The sequence below is a fragment of the Streptomyces sp. NPDC046862 genome (assembly GCF_040704615.1).
GTDB lineage: Bacteria > Actinomycetota > Actinomycetes > Streptomycetales > Streptomycetaceae > Streptomyces.
In genome coordinates, this window is sequence record NZ_JBEYXP010000016.1 from 157,895 (window position 1) to 176,501 (window position 18,607).

The 18,607-nt window shown below is 70.2% G+C and carries 18 protein-coding genes and 1 pseudogene; 6 read left to right on the forward strand and 13 right to left on the reverse strand.

Translation table 11 applies throughout. The annotated features are described in order from the left end of the window. The first annotated feature begins 8 nt into the window (after positions 1–8). The 3 genes and pseudogenes from AB0959_RS20035 to AB0959_RS20045 form a co-directional block, all read left to right on the forward strand. Positions 9–407, forward strand: a complete 399-nt coding sequence (locus AB0959_RS20035) for a RidA family protein (RefSeq protein ID WP_366827760.1) — start codon at positions 9–11, stop codon at positions 405–407. 14 nt (positions 408–421) lie between these two features. After that, complete coding sequence (locus AB0959_RS20040) at positions 422–1,303, forward strand: fumarylacetoacetate hydrolase family protein (RefSeq protein ID WP_366827761.1); 882 nt, start codon at positions 422–424, stop codon at positions 1,301–1,303. A gap of 16 nt (positions 1,304–1,319) precedes the next feature. Then, positions 1,320–2,306: pseudogene (locus AB0959_RS20045) on the forward strand (XdhC family protein); the annotation flags it as partial. 21 nt (positions 2,307–2,327) lie between these two features. Here the strand turns inward: AB0959_RS20045 and AB0959_RS20050 are convergent. The 12 genes from AB0959_RS20050 to AB0959_RS20105 all read right to left on the reverse strand — a co-directional run bounded on the left by AB0959_RS20050 (position 2,328) and on the right by AB0959_RS20105 (position 14,583). Then, positions 2,328–3,359 (reverse strand): 3-hydroxybutyryl-CoA dehydrogenase, encoded by a 1,032-nt coding sequence (locus AB0959_RS20050; RefSeq protein ID WP_366827762.1) that lies wholly within the window; start codon positions 3,357–3,359, stop codon positions 2,328–2,330. Beyond that, positions 3,356–4,984: a bifunctional 3-(3-hydroxy-phenyl)propionate/3-hydroxycinnamic acid hydroxylase gene (locus AB0959_RS20055; RefSeq protein WP_366827763.1), complete on the reverse strand. Its 1,629-nt coding sequence runs from the start codon at positions 4,982–4,984 to the stop codon at positions 3,356–3,358. Before AB0959_RS20055 ends, AB0959_RS20050 begins: the two co-directional genes overlap by 4 nt. Positions 4,985–5,069: 85 nt before the next feature. Then, complete coding sequence (locus AB0959_RS20060) at positions 5,070–6,260, reverse strand: acyl-CoA dehydrogenase family protein (protein ID WP_366827764.1); 1,191 nt, start codon at positions 6,258–6,260, stop codon at positions 5,070–5,072. A gap of 117 nt (positions 6,261–6,377) precedes the next feature. Beyond that, positions 6,378–7,496 (reverse strand): alcohol dehydrogenase catalytic domain-containing protein, encoded by a 1,119-nt coding sequence (locus tag AB0959_RS20065; protein ID WP_366827765.1) that lies wholly within the window; start codon positions 7,494–7,496, stop codon positions 6,378–6,380. Between the two features lie 116 nt (positions 7,497–7,612). Next, positions 7,613–9,064: an AMP-binding protein gene (locus AB0959_RS20070; RefSeq protein ID WP_366827766.1), complete on the reverse strand. Its 1,452-nt coding sequence runs from the start codon at positions 9,062–9,064 to the stop codon at positions 7,613–7,615. Continuing rightward, positions 9,061–10,302: an FAD-dependent oxidoreductase gene (locus tag AB0959_RS20075; protein ID WP_366827767.1), complete on the reverse strand. Its 1,242-nt coding sequence runs from the start codon at positions 10,300–10,302 to the stop codon at positions 9,061–9,063. The genes AB0959_RS20070 and AB0959_RS20075 overlap by 4 nt, the downstream gene beginning before the upstream one ends. Next, entirely contained in the window at positions 10,299–10,622 is a 324-nt protein-coding gene (locus tag AB0959_RS20080) for a 2Fe-2S iron-sulfur cluster-binding protein (protein WP_366827768.1), read from the reverse strand. The genes AB0959_RS20075 and AB0959_RS20080 overlap by 4 nt, the downstream gene beginning before the upstream one ends. A 40-nt stretch (positions 10,623–10,662) precedes the next feature. Continuing rightward, positions 10,663–11,856: a cytochrome P450 gene (locus tag AB0959_RS20085; RefSeq protein WP_366827769.1), complete on the reverse strand. Its 1,194-nt coding sequence runs from the start codon at positions 11,854–11,856 to the stop codon at positions 10,663–10,665. Then, positions 11,853–12,383 (reverse strand): cupin domain-containing protein, encoded by a 531-nt coding sequence (locus tag AB0959_RS20090; RefSeq protein ID WP_366827770.1) that lies wholly within the window; start codon positions 12,381–12,383, stop codon positions 11,853–11,855. The genes AB0959_RS20085 and AB0959_RS20090 overlap by 4 nt, the downstream gene beginning before the upstream one ends. Positions 12,384–12,566: 183 nt before the next feature. Further along, complete coding sequence (locus tag AB0959_RS20095; protein WP_366827771.1) at positions 12,567–13,109, reverse strand: MarR family transcriptional regulator; 543 nt, start codon at positions 13,107–13,109, stop codon at positions 12,567–12,569. Positions 13,110–13,144: 35 nt separating this feature from the next. After that, positions 13,145–13,993: a fumarylacetoacetate hydrolase family protein gene (locus AB0959_RS20100; RefSeq protein WP_366827772.1), complete on the reverse strand. Its 849-nt coding sequence runs from the start codon at positions 13,991–13,993 to the stop codon at positions 13,145–13,147. Beyond that, positions 13,990–14,583, reverse strand: a complete 594-nt coding sequence (locus AB0959_RS20105; protein ID WP_366827774.1) for a carboxymuconolactone decarboxylase family protein — start codon at positions 14,581–14,583, stop codon at positions 13,990–13,992. Before AB0959_RS20105 ends, AB0959_RS20100 begins: the two co-directional genes overlap by 4 nt. Positions 14,584–14,664: 81 nt before the next feature. On the opposite strand from AB0959_RS20105, the gene AB0959_RS20110 reads away from it, so the two are divergent. Further along, positions 14,665–15,549, forward strand: a complete 885-nt coding sequence (locus tag AB0959_RS20110; protein WP_366827775.1) for a VOC family protein — start codon at positions 14,665–14,667, stop codon at positions 15,547–15,549. A gap of 44 nt (positions 15,550–15,593) precedes the next feature. Then, positions 15,594–17,138 carry a phenylacetic acid degradation bifunctional protein PaaZ gene (paaZ, locus tag AB0959_RS20115; protein ID WP_366827776.1) on the forward strand — a complete coding sequence of 515 codons (1,545 nt, stop codon included), beginning with the start codon at positions 15,594–15,596 and terminating at the stop codon, positions 17,136–17,138. Between the two features lie 192 nt (positions 17,139–17,330). Here paaZ and AB0959_RS20120 read toward each other — a convergent pair whose 3' ends face one another. Then, the gene (locus AB0959_RS20120; protein ID WP_366827777.1) at positions 17,331–17,876 is read right to left on the reverse strand and encodes a DUF488 domain-containing protein; all 546 of its coding nucleotides are present in this window, start codon (positions 17,874–17,876) and stop codon (positions 17,331–17,333) included. 161 nt (positions 17,877–18,037) lie between these two features. On the opposite strand from AB0959_RS20120, the gene AB0959_RS20125 reads away from it, so the two are divergent. Continuing rightward, a complete protein-coding gene (locus AB0959_RS20125; protein WP_366827778.1) occupies positions 18,038–18,562 on the forward strand; it encodes a DUF2231 domain-containing protein in 525 nt (174 codons plus the stop codon). Positions 18,563–18,607 lie beyond the last annotated feature (45 nt).

Sequence of the window (18,607 nt, forward strand, 5' to 3'; positions counted from 1 at the left end):
ACCCCGACATGCCCAAACAGGAAATCATCTCCCCTCAACTCGCCGCTCCCAACGGGCACTTCGCCCAGGCGACCCAGTCCCGCGCCCGGGGCCGACTGGTCTTCGTCTCCGGCATGACCGCCCGCGACAAGGACGGCGGCGTCACCGGCGTCGGCGACATCACCGCCCAGACCCACCAGGTGTGCGAGAACCTGCGCGCCGCGGTCGAAGCGGCCGGCGGCACCCTCGACGACATCGCCCGGGTCGACGTCTACGTCCGCAACATGGAGGACTTCGACGCCATCCACGCCGTGCGCCGCCAGTACTTCACCGGGGTGGCACCCGCCTCCACGATGGTCGAGGTCTCGAAGTTCGTGAACAAGGACTACCTGATCGAGATCAACGCGATCGCCGTGATCGAGGACTGAGGGCGGGCCGTCGTATGAAACTCGCATCCTTCACGGTGGACGGCGTTCGCCGAGCCGGTGTGGTCCACGAGGCGGAGCAGACGGTCACCGTGCTGCCGGCGGACCTCGGCACGGTCGACGACATCGTCCGCGGCGGCCCGCAGGCCCTGGACGCGGCCCGTACCGCCGACGGCGCGACGCGGGCGCTGTCGGAGGTCCGTCTGGAATCCCCGCTGCACCGCTTCAACCGCGACATCCTGTGCACCGGCTGGAACTACTGGGACCACTTCGAGGAGTCGAAGGGCAAACGGGAGGGCCAGGACCCGGCCGGACGCCCCGAGCATCCCACCTTCTTCACCAAGGGCCCGGACACCGTCATCGGCCCGAGCGACGACATCGCCTACGACCCCGACATCTCCGTCAAGTGGGACTACGAGGCCGAGATCGCGCTCGTCATCGGCCGCGACGGACGGTCGATCCCCGAGGAGAAGGCCTTGGACCACGTCTTCGGCTACCTGGTGGCCAACGACGTCTCCCAACGCGATCTCCAGCGGGCGCACGGCGGGCAGTGGCTCAAGGGCAAGAGCATCGACGCGACCATGCCGCTCGGCCCCTGGCTGACCACCGCCGACGACATCGACGACCTGACGGCCCTGCAGGTGCGGTGCGAGGTCAATGGCTGCCTGCTGCAGAACGCCTCCAGCGGCCAGATGGCCTTCTCCATCCCCCGGATCATCGCCGAGCTCAGCCACGGCATGACCCTGCGCGCCGGGGACATCGTCCTCACCGGTACCCCCAGCGGCATCGGCAACGCCCGCGAGCCGCAGATCTTCCTGACCGACGGCGATGTCGTCGTCACCCGGGTCAGCGGGCTCGGCGAACTCCGCAACACGGTGCGGCGAACCCGCCTGACGTGACGTGAGAGGAGACCCGGTGATCGACATAGCCGCCGAACTGCGGGAATGGTGTGCCGAGGGCCGCCCGTTCGCCCTGGCCACGGTCGTCGACGTCAAGGGCAGTGCCCCCCGGCCGCCCGGAACCTGTGTCGCGGTCGACACCGCGGGACAGGTGCTCGGCAGTCTGTCCGGCGGATGCGTCGAAGGGGCGGTCCACGACCTGGCCCTGGAGGTGCTGGAGACGGGCGAGGCGCAACGGGTCTCCTTCGGGTACAGCGACTCCGACGCGTTCGCGGTGGGCCTGTCCTGCGGCGGCGTGATCGACGTGCTGGTGCGGCGCGTTGCCGACGAGACATCGAGGAGCGCGCTGTGCCACGTCCTGGAGGCCCTGTTGGAGGGGCGGCCCACTGCCCTGGCCACAGTGGTCGAGGGGCCCGCGGGGATGCTGGGCACAGCCGAGGCCCTCACCGCCATGGCCGCCGTCGGCCAGCCGCCCGTCCACCCCGATGCGGAACGGGACAGCAGGGCGCTGCTCGCCCGGGGGACCCACGGCACCCGCCGGTACGCCGCCGACGGGGGCTGCGACCCCATGACCGACGAGACGGTGGAGGTCTTCACGGCCGTCTACGCCTCCCCGCCGCGCATGCTGGTCTACGGCGCCATCGACTTCGCCGCCGCCGTCGCTCGCGTCGGCCGCTTCCTCGGCCACCACGTGACCGTCTGCGATGCCCGCGAGGTGTTCACCACCCGACAGCGCTTCCCCGACGCCGACGAGGTGGTCGTCGACTGGCCGCACCGGCACCTTCAGTCGCTGTCGGACTCAGGCTCTCTGGACGAACGCACCGTCATCTGCGTCCTCACCCACGACGCCAAGTTCGATCTTCCCCTCCTCGAGCTGGCCCTGCGGCTGAACGTGGCGTACGTGGGTGCCATGGGCTCCCGCCGCACCCATACCCAGCGCATGGAGGCCCTGCGCGCCACCGACCTGACCGGTCACCAACTGGCCCGACTCCACTCCCCGATCGGCCTGGACATCGGCGCGAACTCACCGGAGGAGACGGCCATTTCCGTTGCCGCCGACATCATCGCCGCCCGCACCGCCGCCCCATGCCTCCCCCTGCACGCGACCGGCGGCCCGATTCATCGCCCGACCGACGTCGGAGTGGGAATCCGCATAGTCGTGGAATCCGCGCCCTGACTTCCGGCCGAGCAGCCCGGCCTCCACCATGCGCAGCAGGAGCGGCGGCGGGGCGTGCGGCGGGTCCTTGAAGTCCGCGTACATGGCTTCGGCGATGGCGACGAGAGTGTCGAGGCCGATCAGGTCGGCGAGGCTCAGCGGCCCCATGGGGTGGGCGCAGCCCAGGACCATGCCGGTGTCGATGTCCTCCGCGGAGGCGAAGCCGGACTCCAGCATCCGGATCGCGGCCAGCAGATAGGGCACCAACAGCGCGTTGACCACGAAGCCGGCCCGGTCCTGGGCGCGGATCACCTTCTTTCCCAGGGCACCCGTGACGAAGTCCTCGGCGATGGACTGGGTCTGAGGGCTCGTCAGCAGGGACGGCACGATCTCCACGAGCTCCAGCACCGGGACGGGATTGAAGAAGTGCACCCCGATCACCTGGTGGGGCCGCGTCGTGGCCATGCCCAGCTTCATGATGGGCAGCGACGAGGTGTTCGACCCGAGCAGCGCGTCCTCCCGCTCGACGATCCGGTCGAGCTCGGCGAACAACTCGGCCTTGACGCCCTCGTCCTCCGTCGCCGCCTCCACGACCAGGTCCCGGTCGGACAGGTCCGTCAGATCGGAGGTGACCCGCACTCGATCCAGCGCGGCCGAACGCTCGGTACCGGAGAGCTTCCCGCGCCGTACACCGCGTTCCAGCGAGGCGGCGATCCGGGACAGGCCCGCCTCGGCCGCGTCCGCACCCACCTCGTGGACCACGACGTCCAGGCCGGCCCGGGCGCAGACCTCGGCGATCCCCGCGCCCATCTGCCCGCACCCGACGACCCCGACCCGGCGTATGCCGGCCTCCGGCCTCTCCGGGGCGGGATTCGGCACTCGTGTGTCCTTCGTCGTCACGACACACCTCGTTCCCCGGCGGAAGCACGAGCCATGGGGTGAGCCGATGGACGCAACTGCCGATCCGCGCTGCGCAACAGCCCCGCGACATCGTCCGCGAGCCGAGCGCCACCGAATACGTAGTGGTCGGGACGGGCGAGGACCGCCGCGCACGACCGCTCTCGCATCCAGTCGTCGAGGACGTGCCGTTCCTCCTGGTACTCGCCCGGTGCCGACGGCGTCCTCTCCCCGGTCATGCGGACGACGCGGAGCGGAACGCCGACGGCCGCCCGATGCGCACGCAGTGCCGGTTCGATGGCCGTGGCATCCACGTCCTGCCGTATCAGCAACCGGAAGGTGCTTCCGGTGAAGTCGTCGAGCAGTCCGCACCTGCCGTGATGGTCGGTGACCCGGGGCTGCGGCAGAATGTCGCCCCGTGCCGGGAAGGCGTCGGGAGCGAGGAATCCCGCCGTCAAGCCGGGAATGAGGGACTGCCGTACGATGCCCTCGGGCTTGGCCGCCAGTTCCTCGAGCAGTCTGGCGTCGCGTCTCGCGGCGGCGTCGCCGTCCCGTTCACAGATGATCCTGCCCAACTCCTTGGCGGCCAGCGTCACCTGCCGCACGTGTGGTTCCCGCTCGTGCTGATAGGTGTCCAGCAGCGGCTCCTCGGCAGCCCCGCGAAGGCGAAGTGCCAGCTTCCACAGCAGGTTCGAAGCGTCACGGATCCCCTGGCACATGCCCTGGGCGAGGAACGGCGGGGTCATGTGGGCGGCGTCGCCCAGGAAGAACAACCGCCCCGCACGCCAGCGCTCAAGAACGAGCGCGTGGAAGCGGTAACTGGACGCCCGCCACAGCTCGTAGTCCTCCGGGTCGAGCCAGCGGGAGAGCAGACCCCTCACGAAGTCCTCCCGGGACACCTCCTTCGGGTCCTCACCGGGATTGATCATGAACTCCCAGCGGCGAAGGTTTCCAGGCCCTACCACGAACGTGCTGGGACGCTCGGTCTCGCAGTACTGGACGTTGGTCCGGGGCAGATCGTGGCCCGCGCCAGGGTGCAGCAGGACATCCGCCACCAGCCAGGGCTCGTCGAACTCCAGGTCGTGCAGGGGCAGGTCCAGCCGGGTCCGTAGGGGACTGCCGCCGCCGTCGCAGGCGAGGACGTATCGGGCCCGCAGGGCGTGGTGCTTGCCCGTCGGACCGATCGCCTCGACCAGCGCGCCGTCGTCATCGAGCCGTACGTCCGTCACCTCCGTGCCGAGGCGCACCTCGACACCGTCGGAGCGCATCAGACGCTCTCGCAGGGCGCTTTCCAACTGAGGCTGCAGAAAGACGTAGTTGGGTGCCCAACCCAGGGGATGAGGTGGTGGGGCGGTGCCGATGCGCCTGATGATCCGCCCCTCCGCGTTGTGGTATTCGGACGGCCGGTAGGGCATCACGTGGGGTGCGATCGCGTCGGCCAGGCCGAGACCGGCGAAGACACGCATGGCCTCCTGGTCGAACCCGATGGCACGCGGGCGTGGTTCGACCCGCGTCGCCCGGTCGCAGGCGACGACGCGAAGTCCCAGGTCATGCGCCAGACACGCGGCAGTGGCACCAACGGGCCCGAGCCCCACGATCACCACATCGGCGTCGAAAGTGTCCGTCATCCGAGGTCCCTCCGCGCCAGAGCACGCGCCGACGGGTGCTGGACACCGCACAGGCCCCACAGGCCTTCGTTTTGCGTTGCCGCTCTCATCGGAAGGCCGCCTGGCCCGTCAGCGCCTGGCCGATCATGAGGGTGTGCATCTCCACGGTGCCCTCGTAGGTGAGGATCGACTCCAGGTTGTTGGCGTGCCGGATGACCGGGTACTCCAGGGAGATGCCGTTGGCGCCCAGGACGGTGCGGGCGGTGCGGCAGATCTCCAGTGCGGCACGGGTGTTGTTGAGCTTGCCGAAGCTGACCTGCTCGGGGCGCAGCCCGCGGTCGTCCTTGGTGCGGCCGAGGTGGAAGGCCAGCAGTGTGCCCTTGGCCAGCTCCAGGGACATGTCGGTCAGTTTCGCCTGGGTCAGCTGGAAGGAGCTGATCGGGCGGCCGAACTGGACCCGGTCGCCGGCGTAGGCCAGCGCCGTCCGGAAGGCGGAACGTGCGGCGCCCATCGCGCCCCAGGCGATGCCGTACCGGGCCTCGTTGAGACAGGACAGCGGCCCCTTCAGACCCCGTACCCGCGGCAGGACGGCCGTTGCGGGCAGCCGTACGGAGTCCAGGACGAGTTCGCTGGTCACCGACGCCCTCAGCGACATCTTGTGCTTGATGGCGGGGGCCGAGAACCCAGGTGCGTCGGTGGGGACGACGAAGCCGCGGACGCCGTCGTCGGTGCGGGCCCAGACGACCGCGACATCGGCGATCGACCCGTTGGTGATCCACATCTTGCGGCCGTCGAGGATCCAGTCCTCGCCGTCACGGCGGGCGGCGGTGCGCATGCTGCCCGGGTCGGACCCGGAGTCGGGTTCGGTGAGGCCGAAGCACCCGATGGCGGTCCCCGCCGCGAGACGGGGCAGCCACTCCTCCTTCTGCTCCTCGGATCCGAACGCGTGGATCGCGAACATCGCCAGCGAGCCCTGCACCGAGACCAGGGAACGCAGACCGGAGTCGGTCGCCTCCAGTTCCAGGCAGGCCAGGCCGTAGTCGACGGCGCTCATGCCCGCGCAGCCGTAGCCCTCCAGATGCATGCCCAGCAGACCGAGCCCCCCGAGTTCCTTGGTGAGCCCGCGGATGTCCTCGATCGCGCCCTGCTCGAACCACTCGGCGATGTGCGGTTCGACGCGCCGGTCGCAGAAGGTGCGGACGGCGTCCCGGACGGCGCGCTCGTCCGGCGTCAGCAGGCTGTCGAGTTCCACGAGGTCGAGGGGGTCGGCCGGGCGGCCGGTGTGCTGGGCATGCATCGGGTTCTCCAGAGAACGAGTGAGGAGAGAGAAGGGGAGCGAGACGGGGCCGCCGGCTTAGGGGAGTGAACCGACGCCCCTGGTTCTCGGGGCGGCCGTCAGAGGGCTTCAGTAGGCTTACGAGGCGGCCCTCGGGCTGATGACGAAGTTGCTGAAACCACCGTTGCGCTGCGCGATTCCGCCGATGGCCTCGTTGACCTGCTCCAGGGGGAACACCTGGTGCTCCAGCGGGCCGAGGTCGATCACGCCGGCCTCCACCAGGTCGGCCATCGCCTGGCCCTCGCCGGCGGTGAACCAGGCCGATCCGATCAGCCGCAGCTGCTGGTCCATCATCCGGTGGATGTCGATGGGCAGGTCACCGGCGACGGCGCCGATGTTCACGGCGATGCCGCCGCGCGCCATCGCCCGCATACCCGCCAGGAACGTCTCGTGCGGTGCCCCCGGGCCGAGCGCGTCGATGTAGATGTCGACGCCGTATCCGTCCGTCTCCTCGCGGATCCACTCGTCGAGCGGGCCGTCGCCCAGGGAGTGCAGGTGCAGTCGGCCGCCGCCCAGCTTGCCGACCTGGTCGAGCAGGCCCTGGTCGCGGCCGGTGCCGTAGACGTGGGTGAGGCCGAAGGCGGGGGCGAGGAGCGCCGCGCCGATGCCCAGAGTGCCGCTGATGCCGTTGATCAGCACCGACTTGCCGGGCGCGGCCCCGGCCTTGCGGAGGGCGGAGTACATGGTGCCGAGGTAGCCGAACCGGGCGGCGGTGTTGAAGGACAGGTTGTCGGGCAGCTTCACCAGCGAGTACGCCGGGGCCAGCATGTACTCGGACAGGCCGCCCTGATAGCGGTCGAGCAGGTCGAGCGCGGTGGGGGAGAAGCCGAAGTATCCCGCGAAGGCGTAGCTGGCGCAGTTGATCGAGTCGTCGTTGCGACAGGAGCGGCACGAGCCGCAGCTGCGGCCCGGGTTGACGTACACCCGGTCGCCGGCCTCGAAGCCGTGGACCCCCGGGCCGACCGCCTCGATCACGCCGGCCGGGTCGAGCCCGAAGATCGCCGGCAGCGTGGGCAGTGGGCTGTGCGGGAACCAGGTGGTCCACATGTTCAGGATGTTGGCGAGGTTGGGGACGATGTTGACGGCGTGGACGGCCACGCGGACGTCGCCGGGACCCGGCTCGGGGACGGGGAGTTCCTCGAGCTTCATCGGTTCGCCGACGTGGTGCATCCGAGCGGCTCGCATGGTCGCACTCATGGCTTCTCCTTGGGGAAGGGTTGGGGAGATGTCGCCGGTGGCGCCGGCCCCCATCTCGGTGAGAGGGAACGTGTGTGGGGGGCGGTCTGGTGCGTGGGGGTGTCGTCCGACGACTGTCAGTCGTCGAGCAGGGAGTGGAGACGCTGCCGCTGCAGCTTTCCGGTGGCTCCGCGCGGCAGCGCCGCCACGACACGAAGGCGGCGGGGCCATTTGTGCCGGGTCAGCCGGCCGTCGAGGTGGGCGCGAACGTCGTCCAGGGACGGTTCACCGTCTTCGCATACGAGGAAGGCGGTCACGATCTCGCCCCAGACCGGATCCGGTGTCCCGGACACCGCGATCTCGACGACACCCGGCAGGTCGGCCAGTGCGTTCTCGACCTCGGCGGGGTCGATGTTCTCGCCGCCGGTGATGATGGTGTCCTTGACCCGGCCGACGACCTCCAGCCGGCCCTCGGCGTCGAGGCGGCCCCGGTCGCCGGAGTGGAACCAGCCCTCGGCGTCGGTCACGGGCACCGGTCCGGCGGCGGTCCAGTACGCGGCGGCCACCGACGGCCCGCGCACCCAGACCTCACCGGGTGTGCCGGCCGGGGCGAGCGAAGCGGCCGCGTCCACGACCGTCAACTCGACCTGCGGGACGGGCGATCCGGTGGAGGCCGCCGGTGCGTCAGGGGCGGAGTACGTCACCCCGGCGCTGGTCTCCGTCAGGCCGTAGGAGTTGACCACACCGATCCCGCGCGCCCGGAACAGCTCGCGGGTGCCGGTCTGGGCCGGTGATCCGCCGGACAGGATCCACCGCAGCGTGTCCACGTCGCCGCCGTCGAAGCGGGGGTGGCGGGCCAGCAGGGCGGACATGGCCGGTACGGCGAACGCACAGGTGACGCGGTGGTCACGGACGAGGTCGAAGAACAGATCGGGGTCGAAGCGCGGAGCCAGGACCACTGTTCCGCGTCGCGCCCAGGTGCACTGCGGGAGCCCGCCCAGTACGGCGACATGGGCCAGCGGGGTGCAGACGAGCGCGGTGTCGTCCTCGCCGAAAGGCAGCCGCGCCAGAGCACCCGCCATGCTCCCGTGCAGGTTGTCGTGGGTCAGAGCGACGCCCTTGGGGCGGCCCGAGGTGCCGGACGTGAACGCGATGACGGCGACGTCGGACCCGGCCGGCGGGTCGCACACGGGAGCCTCGGGTCCATCGTCCTCGGGATACAGGTCCGCCCAGCTCAGCCGGAGCCCCGGCCCCGTCGAGAAGCCCTCGTCGGCGACCACGGCCACGGGGCCGGTCTCCTCGCACACGACCGCGAGCTCCCCGGCGGTGACCTGTGGGTGCAGCGGCACGAGCACCGCGCCCATCCGCGTCACCGCGAACAGCGTGATGAGGGCCTCGGGACGGGCCGCCCCCTGCATCACGACCCGGTCGCCCCTGCGCACCCCGAACTTGTCCAGGCGGGCGACGCCGCGCCGGACGGCCGACTCCAGCTCCGCGTAGGACCACGACCGGTCCGTGTAGACCAGGGCGGTCCGGGAGCCGGCCTCGGCCGCGCTCGCCACCAGGTGGGCACCGAACCAGGTGTTCATGACCGCACCTCCGCGCTGCGTCTGGCCCGGGCGAGGGCGCCGAGTGTCGAGCCGGCGAGGTCCGCCACGCTGACCGGCGCGGACCGCTCCAGCAGCCGGCGGGCGGCCAGGTGCTCGGCCGGCCAGTTCAGCGTCTCCACGGCGACCAGCCGGTCGTCGCGGAAGGCGTACGCCGCCAGCCTCTCGGGGGAGTCGCCTGGAACCACGAGCATCTCGTCGGTGTCGGTACGCAGCCCCGCGATCTGGAGTTTGATGGCGCCCTGGTCGCTCCAGAACCATGGCAGACTCCGGTACGGGGCCGGTGATCCCGCTATCCGGCGGCCCACCAACGTCCCCTGGTCGGTGGCGTTCTGCACGGACTCCAGCCGCACCAGCCCGTCGGCGTGCGGGTGGGGATGGCGGGCACAGTCGCCGACGGCGGAGATCCGGGGGTCGGTGACCGAGCGGAGCTGCTCGTCCACGACCACGCCGTCCTCGACGGCCAGGCCGGCGGCACGGGCCAACTCGTCGCGCGGGACGGCACCGATGCCGTACACGACGAGGTCGGCGGGGAGCACACCCTGGTCGGTTGCGACCCTCTCGACTCGTCCGTTTCCCTCGATGCCCCGCACTCCCACGCCGGTGAGGATGCGGACGCCGCTGCGTTCGTGCCGTTCCCGCAGGTACTCCTGCAGTTGGGCGGAGACGGCCCGGCTCAGCAGCCGGTCGGCCAGTTCGACCACCGTCACGCGCGCCCCGAGTGCCCGGGCGACCTGGGCGAGTTCGAGCCCGATGAACCCTCCGCCCACCACGACCACGTCCCGGGCAGTGGTGAGAGTCCGGCCGATCGCCAGGGCGTCGTCGAGCGAGCGCAGCGCGTGTACGCCGGCCAACTCGGCACCTGGTACGGGGAGTCGGCGGTTACGTGCCCCGGTGGCCAGCACCAGGTGGCCGTACGGGACACGCGTGCCGGTGCCGGTGACCACGGCGCCGGCGGCGGTGTCGAGGGCAGTCACCCGCTCGCCGAGCCGGAGCTCGATGTCGCGCTCGCGGTAGAAGGACTCGGGCACCAACTCGACGCGCACGGCGTCCTGTTCGGTGTGGGCGTTCTTGGACAGCGGCGGTCGTTGGTACGGCAGGTGGGGTTCGTCGGCGAAGAGGGTGACGGGGCCGACGTATCCGGCACCGCGCAGGGCCGAGACAACGCTGTACCCGGCTTGTCCGCCGCCGACGACGGCCACGCCCGCGGCGGACGTCATACCTGCTCCTCGGGTACGTGGACGACCAGTCCGTCCAGGGCGTCGGACAGCTGGACCTGACAGCTGAGCCGGCTCGTGGGGCGGCGCTCGGCGGCGGTGAAGTCCAGCATCTCCTCCTCCACGTCGTTCGGCGGCCCCACCAGGTCGGTGTGCTGCTCGTCGACGTAGACGTGACAGGTGGCACAGGAGGCGTTGCCGCCGCACTCGGCGACGATGCCGTCGACGCCGTTGGACACGGCCGCCCGCATCAGCGCTGTTCCGGACTCGGCGGTGACCTTGCGCTGGGTGCCGTCGGGCAACTGGAAGATGACGATGGGCATGAAGTACTCCTGGTGGGGAGGGCTCAGGTGCCTGGCGGGCTCAGGCGGCCTGCCAGGTGACGTGCAGCGAGGTGAGCCCGCGGAACACCCAGCCCTGCGTGTGGTCCTCGGAGCTGTCGTCGAGGCGGAGTCCCTTGAGACGGCCGAAGACAAGGGGCCAGGCAAGCGCGCTGACCTCGTGGCGCGCGACCCACGCGCCCATGCAGAAGTGGGGTCCACCGCCGAAGGCGATGTGCGCGCGGTGGGGCCGGTCGATGTCGAACTCGTCGGGCCGCTCGAAGACCGACTGGTCCCGGTTCCCCGAGGCGATCACCAGGGCGACACGGCTCCCGGCGGGCAAGGTGACGCCGGCGATCTCGTAGTCCTGGACGAGCTGGCGCGGGTACATGCCGATCGGCGAGACCCAGCGGGCGGTCTCCTCGAAGACCCGCTTCCACAGTGTCGGGTCATCGAGGACCCGGTCCCGTACGTCGGGGCGGCTCAGCAGCGCCTGGGCGCCCACGCCGAAGATGTCACGGGGCTCGTTGACGCCTCCCCCGATGATGACCTTCACGTTGTTCTGGATCTCGAAGAGTTCCACGTCCGCGTGGACCATCGAGGAGATCACCGAGCCGTCGGGCTCGCGCCGGACCGTCTCGGCGATCTCCTCGACCGCTTCCTCGATGGCCAGGGTGGCCTGCTCGGCGCGCAGCCAGATGTCGGGGTCGTCGGCGTAGTTGCCGTTGGCGGCCATCATCGCCCGCGACCATCCGGCGATGTCGTCGGCCGTGGCGTTGCGCAGACCGAGGACCAGGGCCAGGTTGGCCGCGGCGAGCGGTTCGGCGAAGTCGGCGATCAGATCGGCCTCGCCGCGCCCGGTGATGCGCTCCAGCAGGGCGTGCGCGTTCTTCTCGAAAGCGCCGGCCCACAGGTCGCGCACCTGGCGGGGCCGGGTGGGCGGCTCGGCGGCGGCCCGCAGTCGCCGGTGCTCCGGGCCGTCCTCGCGCAGCAGGTTCGGGCCGACGGTGCGCAGCAGCAGCGAGCCCTTCTCATGGGAGCTGAACACCTCGGGCAGCTTCTCGGCGTGGACGATGTCGTCGTAGCGGGTCAGCAGGTGCCGTCCGACGGACGGCACCCAGGCCAGGGGTGCTGTGCGGCGCAGTTCGGCGTAGGCGGGGTAGGGGTCCCGGCGCAGCTCGGCGAGGTCGAGCTCGACGACGGGCGCGCCGCGGGCCGCCGTGGTCGGGGTACTCATGCCGTGCCGTCCGCGCCGATCAGGACGAAGAACAGCGTGGCCGGCTCGGTGCCGGGATTGCGCCAGGCGTGCCGCGTGCCGTTCTGCACGACGAGGTCGCCGGGCCTCAGGGCCGCGGTCTCACCGTCGTCGAGGTCGAGGACTATCTCCCCGCTCAGCACGACGCCGTAGTCCACGGTGGGTGTGGTGTGCATGCCCGGGTTGTCGGGTTCGAAGAGCTCAGCCAGCCCCGGTGTGTTCTCCGCCTGCTCGGCACCGGCGGCAACAGGGTCCCAGCCCGGGTCGGCGTACACACCGCCCGGCGGGAAGGTGACGGTCAGCGCGATCGTCTCGCCCGGAGCCGGAACGTAGGACTTCAAGGACTCCGTCGGGTCGCCCGACGGCGAGGCGGGAGCCGCCGTGTTCCACACCAGGGAGCGGGCGAAGCCAGGGGTGTGGGTGTATTGCCGGGTGACGGGCGGCTCTCCGTCGCTGACGATCACGGGCTTGCCGCTCGTGCCGACACCAGTGACGACTCGACGGACCATGGTTCTCTCCTTTGAGAAACACTGCTGAGGAAGACAAGACGTTAGAGATGTGACAGTAAGAGTCTTGACGATCTCATGAATGTCACGACCCGCACGGACGCGTGTCCGCGTGCGATCGGTGGAGGGGGTTGCGCGTGGGGTTCGGGTGTGAGCGGTCGGTATGCGGTGGTCAGTATGCGGTGGTCAGTCTGCGGCCGGGGTGTCCTGATTGACCAGGGTCCGCAGCAGGTGAACCAGCTCACTGAGCTGGTCGTCGCGCAGGACGGCCGTCCATGCCCGCTCCCGCAGGGTCTGGGCCTCGATGGCCTTCCGCAGCGTCTCGCGGCCGTCGTCGGTGAGCTCGACGATCAGCTGGCGGCGGTCGGTCTCGACGCGGCGGCGCGTGACGAGTTCGCGGTTCTCCAGCGTTGTCAGCGCGCTGGAGATGCTGGCCCGGGTGGAGCCGGAGACCCGGCCGATGTCCTGCTGTGCCAGCGGGCCGTAGACCCACAGCGCGTTCAGGATCCTGAAGCCCGCCCAGGTCAGGCCGAGCGGCCGGTGGACGTGCTTCTCGAAGTCCTTGGTGAGCCGGGCTTCCAGGCGCGTGAGGTCGGTGACCATCTCGATCGCGTCGAGATCCCGTGGCTCGGTGGTCCCCAGTTCACGGTGGTGGTGACGCAGAAGTTCCGAGAACTCCCGCGTCCGCCTCGCGCTCGCGGTTCCCTCGTCGCCTACGGTGTCCGACACGATCTCCCGCCCTCTCTGCTCCGACCGTACCGGCATCAGCCGGCCACGACCGGGTTGACCATGGTCCCGACGCCCGTGACCTCGGTCCGCAGGACCTTACCCTCGGACAGGTACAACCGAGGGGTGCGGCGAACACCGCAGCCCGCCGGGGTGCCCGTGAAGATCATGTCCCCGGGCTCGAACGTCACCCGCTTCGACAGCCAGACGATCAGCTCCGGCACGCTGAAGATCAGGTCCGAGGTGCGGCCCCGCTGTACCTCCAGGTCGTCGACCCAGCCGGCCACCTCGATGTCGTTCGGGTCCTCGAACTCGTCGACCGTCACCAGGTACGGGCCGACCGGGCTGAAGGTGTCGTACGACTTCGGCAGCGTGAACTGGTTGATCGGCTTGCGCCACTGCTCCCTGCGGTCGCTGATGTCCTGCCCGGCGGTGACACCCGCGACGTAGGACCAGGCGTCGGCCTCGGCGATGTTCTTGCCTGCCCTCCCCATCACCACCACGAGCTCGGCCTCGAAGTCGACCTTGTCGTACCGGGGTTCCACCACGACCGCGTCGTACGGGCCGACGACGGAGGAGGCGAACTTGGCGAACACCGACGGCTCGTCCGGGACGGGCAGGTTGGACTCCTCGGCGTGCGCGCGGTAGTTCAGGGCCACGCCGATCGCCTTGTACGGCTTGGCGACCCGGCCCAGGTCACAGGGCTCGAACGGCTTCCAGTCCGCGTCCGCGGCCCGCTCGGCGAGGGCGCGCAGCTCGTCGTGGAGGGAGAGGTCCGAGAGCACCTCCACGCGCGGCTCGATCGCTCCCTTGCTGGCGTCCGCGATGTCGAGGACGCGTTCGTCACGCACGACGACGGGGCGGCCGGCGAGGTTGGCGAGCTTCATGCGGCTCCATCCTTCTGGGAGACGGGCTCGGGCAGGTCGAGTGCGAGGTCGCCCTCGACCTGAACCCCGAGGGTGTTGATGACGGTGGCGATGGTCAGGTACTGGCCGACGGTGTAAAGGACGTCGATGACCTGCTCGGTGCCGAGGTGGGCGGTCAGGCGGTCCCACAGCTCGTCATCGACTCCCTGGCGGTCCAGGAGTGAGTCGGTGGCGGTGAGCAGGGCCCGGTCGAGCTCGTCGAGGCCGTCCCACGCGCCGGTCGCGGCGGCCAGGATCGTGTCGTCGGCGAGTCCGGCGCGGCGGGCGATCCGTACGTGCTGGTCCCACTCGTACGCGGCCCGCGCCCGGGCGGCGATCCGCAGGATCATCAGCTCCCGGGACTTCAGCGGCAGGGTGTTCTTCCCCAGCACGTGGTTGCCGAAGACGACGAAGCGGCGCAGCGCGTCCTGGTGGTGGGCGAGGGTCGCCCAGATCGTGTAGATCCGGCCGTCCTCATCGCGGTACGGCGCCAGCGACGCCAGTGTCTTCTCGTGCAGCTCGCTCTCGTCGACGGGCTGCAGGCGGGCCTTCGCGGGCACCTCTCCCGACATCGGGGACCTCCTCGGCTCGATGGCGTCAACGTATTCGTCAGTGTCTTGACCGTCAAGGGTCTAACAAATATTGTCCTCGCCATGACGATCCAGAGCCTTGGGTACGTGGGCATCGGTGCGCCCGACCCGGATGCGTGGGCGGACTACGCCCGGACAGTGATAGGCCTCGCGGTCGAGCCGGGGCCCGCGACCGACGGCGGCTCCGCCGCGGGCGGCGACTTCGCGCGCCACCGGCTGCGCATGGACCAGCACCCGTTCCGCATGTGGCTGACCGAGGCGGAGACCGGGGGAGTGACGGTCATCGGCTGGGAGGTCCGCGACGCCGCGGCGATCGACGACATGACCGTGCGCCTCAAGGAGGCCGGCGTCGACGTCACCGCGGGTACGGACGACGAGTGCCGCGACCGCCAGGTGACCCGCATGGTGCACTTCACCGGCCCCCTCGGCATCCGCACCGAGCTGTTCTGCGGCCGTCGCCTCGCCCCGAGCCAGTTCGTCTCACCCTTGGGCGTCGACTTCGTGACCGGGGAACAGGGGCTCGGGCATGTGGTGATGAAGACGCCGCGTGTGCAGGAGGCGGTCGACTTCTACTGCGAGGTGCTGGGATTCCGGCTCAGTGATACCGCGGACTACCCGTGGGGCACCTTCTACTTCCTAGGCTGCAACCCCCGCCACCACAGCATCGCCTTCATCCGCTCGTACAAGAACGAGGGCACCCACCACATCCTGTGCGAGGTGACCAGCCCGGAGGAGGTCGGCCGAGCCTTGGACCGCACGCGCGAGCACGACGTCAAGCTCATGGCGACGCTCGGCAAGCACGCCAACGACGGAATGTTCTCCTTCTACATGACCTCGCCCGCCGGCTTCGGCATCGAGATCGGCGCGGGCGGTGTCCAGGTCGACGAGAGCACCTGGGTCAGCCGCACCTACACCGCCGACATCTGGGGCCACCACCCCGTGGACTGACCGCCCGGTACCTCCCGCTCGCCTTCGACGAAAGCAGTCGTCTCATGCTCAAGAGCTACTTGCAGGACACGTGGGCCACCCCCACGGCCACGCCCGACTCGGCGGCCGCCGTCCGCGACGCGGTCACCGGCGAGACGGTCTGCCACGTCTCCTCCGAAGGCCTCGACATCGCGGGAGCATTCGAGCACGCCCGGCGCACGGGCGGCCCCACCCTGCGCGCCCTCACCTTCCACCAGCGAGCGAGCCTTCTCGATGAGATCGCCGCGGCCGTCCGAGCCCGCCGCGAGGAGCTCTACGCACTCTCGACGCGCGCGGGGGCGACCCTGACGGACGCGCGGTACGACGTCGACGGAGGTATACGCGTTCTGCGCGACTACGCGGACCGTGCCCGGGCCGAACTCCCGGACGCGCCCTACCTGGTGGAGGGACCCGCCGAACGTCTCGGGCGCGGGGAGGACTTCCTCGGGGTCCACCTCGTCACGCCCTCTCCGGGACTGGTGCTCCAGGTGAACGCCTTCAACTTCCCCGTCTGGGCCCCGCTGGAGAAGCTCGCGCAGGCGGTGCTCGCCGGGATGCCCAGCGTGGTGAAGCCCGCCACGCCCACCGCCTACCTCACCGAACACCTCGTCCGGATCCTGTCCGAGGCGGGGATCCTGCCGCTCGGCACCCTGCAGATCGTGGTCGGTTCGGTTCGGCCGGCCCTCGACCTCCTGTACGAGCAGGACGTGCTCTCCTTCACCGGCTCGGCCGCCACCGCAGCGGCCCTGCGCACCCATCCCAACCTGGTGGCCCGCTCCGTCCGGTTCAACGCGGAGGCCGACTCCGTCAACGCCATCGTCCTCGCCCCGGACGTACCACCAGGATCTGGGCTGTTCACCGCCTTCGTGCGCGAGGTCGTGACCGAGATGACGGTCAAGGCGGGGCAGAAGTGCACGGCGATCCGCCGGGTGTTCGTCCCTCGCGTCCAGGAAAGCGCCGCCTTGGACGCGATCGCCTCCGAGCTGGCCGGGGTGACCATCGGCAACCCGGCCTCGCGGGACGTCCGGATGGGCCCTGTCGTGAGCCTTGAGCAGCGCCACGACGTGCGACGGTCGGTGCGGGCGATCGCGGAGTCCGGCCGACTCGTGCACGGAGACCCCGACAAGGTGCGCGTGGTCGACGCCGATCCCGAGCGTGGCGCTTTCCTGGACACCCTGCTCGTCTCCGCGGATCCGGACGCCTCCGCACCCCACGAAGTGGAACCCTTCGGGCCGGTTGCGACGGTGATGGCCTACCGCGACACCGTCCACGCCACAGACCTGATGGCGCGTGGCCGAGGAAGCCTTGCGGCATCCGTGGTGAGCGACGACCTCACCTGGACCACCAGGTTCCTTCAGGGCGCTGCCCCATGGCACGGGCGACTTCACCTGCTGGACTCGACGAACATGGGACAGACGACCGGACACGGATCGCCGCTGCCCGCGTTGAGGCACGGGGGTCCCGGCCGGGCCGGTGGGGGATCGGAGATGGCGGGAGTCCACGGCATCGTGGACCTGATGCAGCGCACGGCACTTCAGGCCTCGCCACGGCTGCTCGACTCGATTCGGTGAGCCGGCGGCGGTGTGGCGGCTGATGCACCGGCATGGAGGGTGGCAAGGCCCCCGGGCGACAGCCGCACCGAGACGAACCGCTCCCCGCACCGGACGGTGCCTCGCCTCGCCGGCACCCCCTCCGGTTGTACGGCCGCGCTGGTGAGGCCACTGAAGCCACTGAAACAGATCGCACCCGATCCGGAGAATCCTCTACGGTCCTGGGCATCGAGGATCGTGGTCGTAGACGATCATGCCGTCCTCGCGCAGGCGCGCCCCCGCCGTGGGCGTGTGCTCGCTGAGCCGCCCGTCGTGTGCGAGGTGGAGCACCGGAACCTGCCGGGCGAGTACGGCGAAGTCGGCGATGATCCGCCGGTGACAGCGCCACCACAGTGCCTCACTGCACATGACCGCGGTACGCACCGTCACCGCCTGCCTCAGCAGCTCGTCGATCGCGGCAAGGAAGTCGGCGCTTCTCGTGTGGCCGGCGTACCCCCGGAAGGAGACGTTCTCCCAGAACACGTCCGGCGAGTCCGGCGCGGCCTTGCGGAAGCCGCCGAGTCTCTTCTCCCAGCGGTAGGCAATCCCTTGTTCGGGCATCCAGTCCTGGAGCAGTTCCTTGCCCACATCCGGGTTCCGCCGACTGCCTGGGGCGGTGCGCACATCAACGACCGCCACCACCCCGGCGTCGTGCAGAAGAGTGGTCAAGTGCTCACGGTCCGCTGTGCTGTGCCCGAACGTCAACAGAGGTGCAGTCATGTGTCGCCCTTCTGGTGCGTATGACAGCTTGCCCGCGTCCGGGAAGCCGTAAAGGGCCGGCGCCGCGCCCCTCACTCGTCCTCCCGCACATGTCCCCGCTGGCATTGCCACCCGTGAAGGGCGAGCCTGGAAAGGACCGACCGCGTGCCTCGGGAGGCGCCATGTACAGCAAGGTCACCATCGCAGGTCATCCCATCCATCCGATGCTCGTCGGTTACCCCGTGGCCTGCTACACGGGCACCTTGGTGGGTTTCGCCGTCTATGCATCCAACGGGCAGCAGTTCTGGCTCAACCTGGCCATCGCCCTCAACATCGCCGGCGTCGGCACTGCATTGCTGGCAGCCCTGCCCGGCATCATCGATCTGGCGTTCGGCGTCCCACGCCGTTCAGCGGCCAAGACCGTCGGCATCGCTCACGGCATCCTCAACGTCGCCGCCCTGGGCCTCTTCGGCGCCAGCCTCGGCATATACGCCACCCATTGGGACGGCCCGGCGACTGGCGTGACCCCGGGACTGACACTGTCCGCCGCCGGACTCGCCTGCACACTCGCGGCAGGCTTCCTGGGCTGGATGCTGGTCCAGGACTACCACGCCGGTATCCGGCTCACCCCACTGCAGGAAAGCGATGAACCGGCAGTGCAGAACGCTCAGCCTGTCCCATTGCACCGCGGCTCCCACGCGGCCTGAAGGGGTGAAGCGGCGCCGTCAGATGTTCTCGAGGCCTGCGGGTCC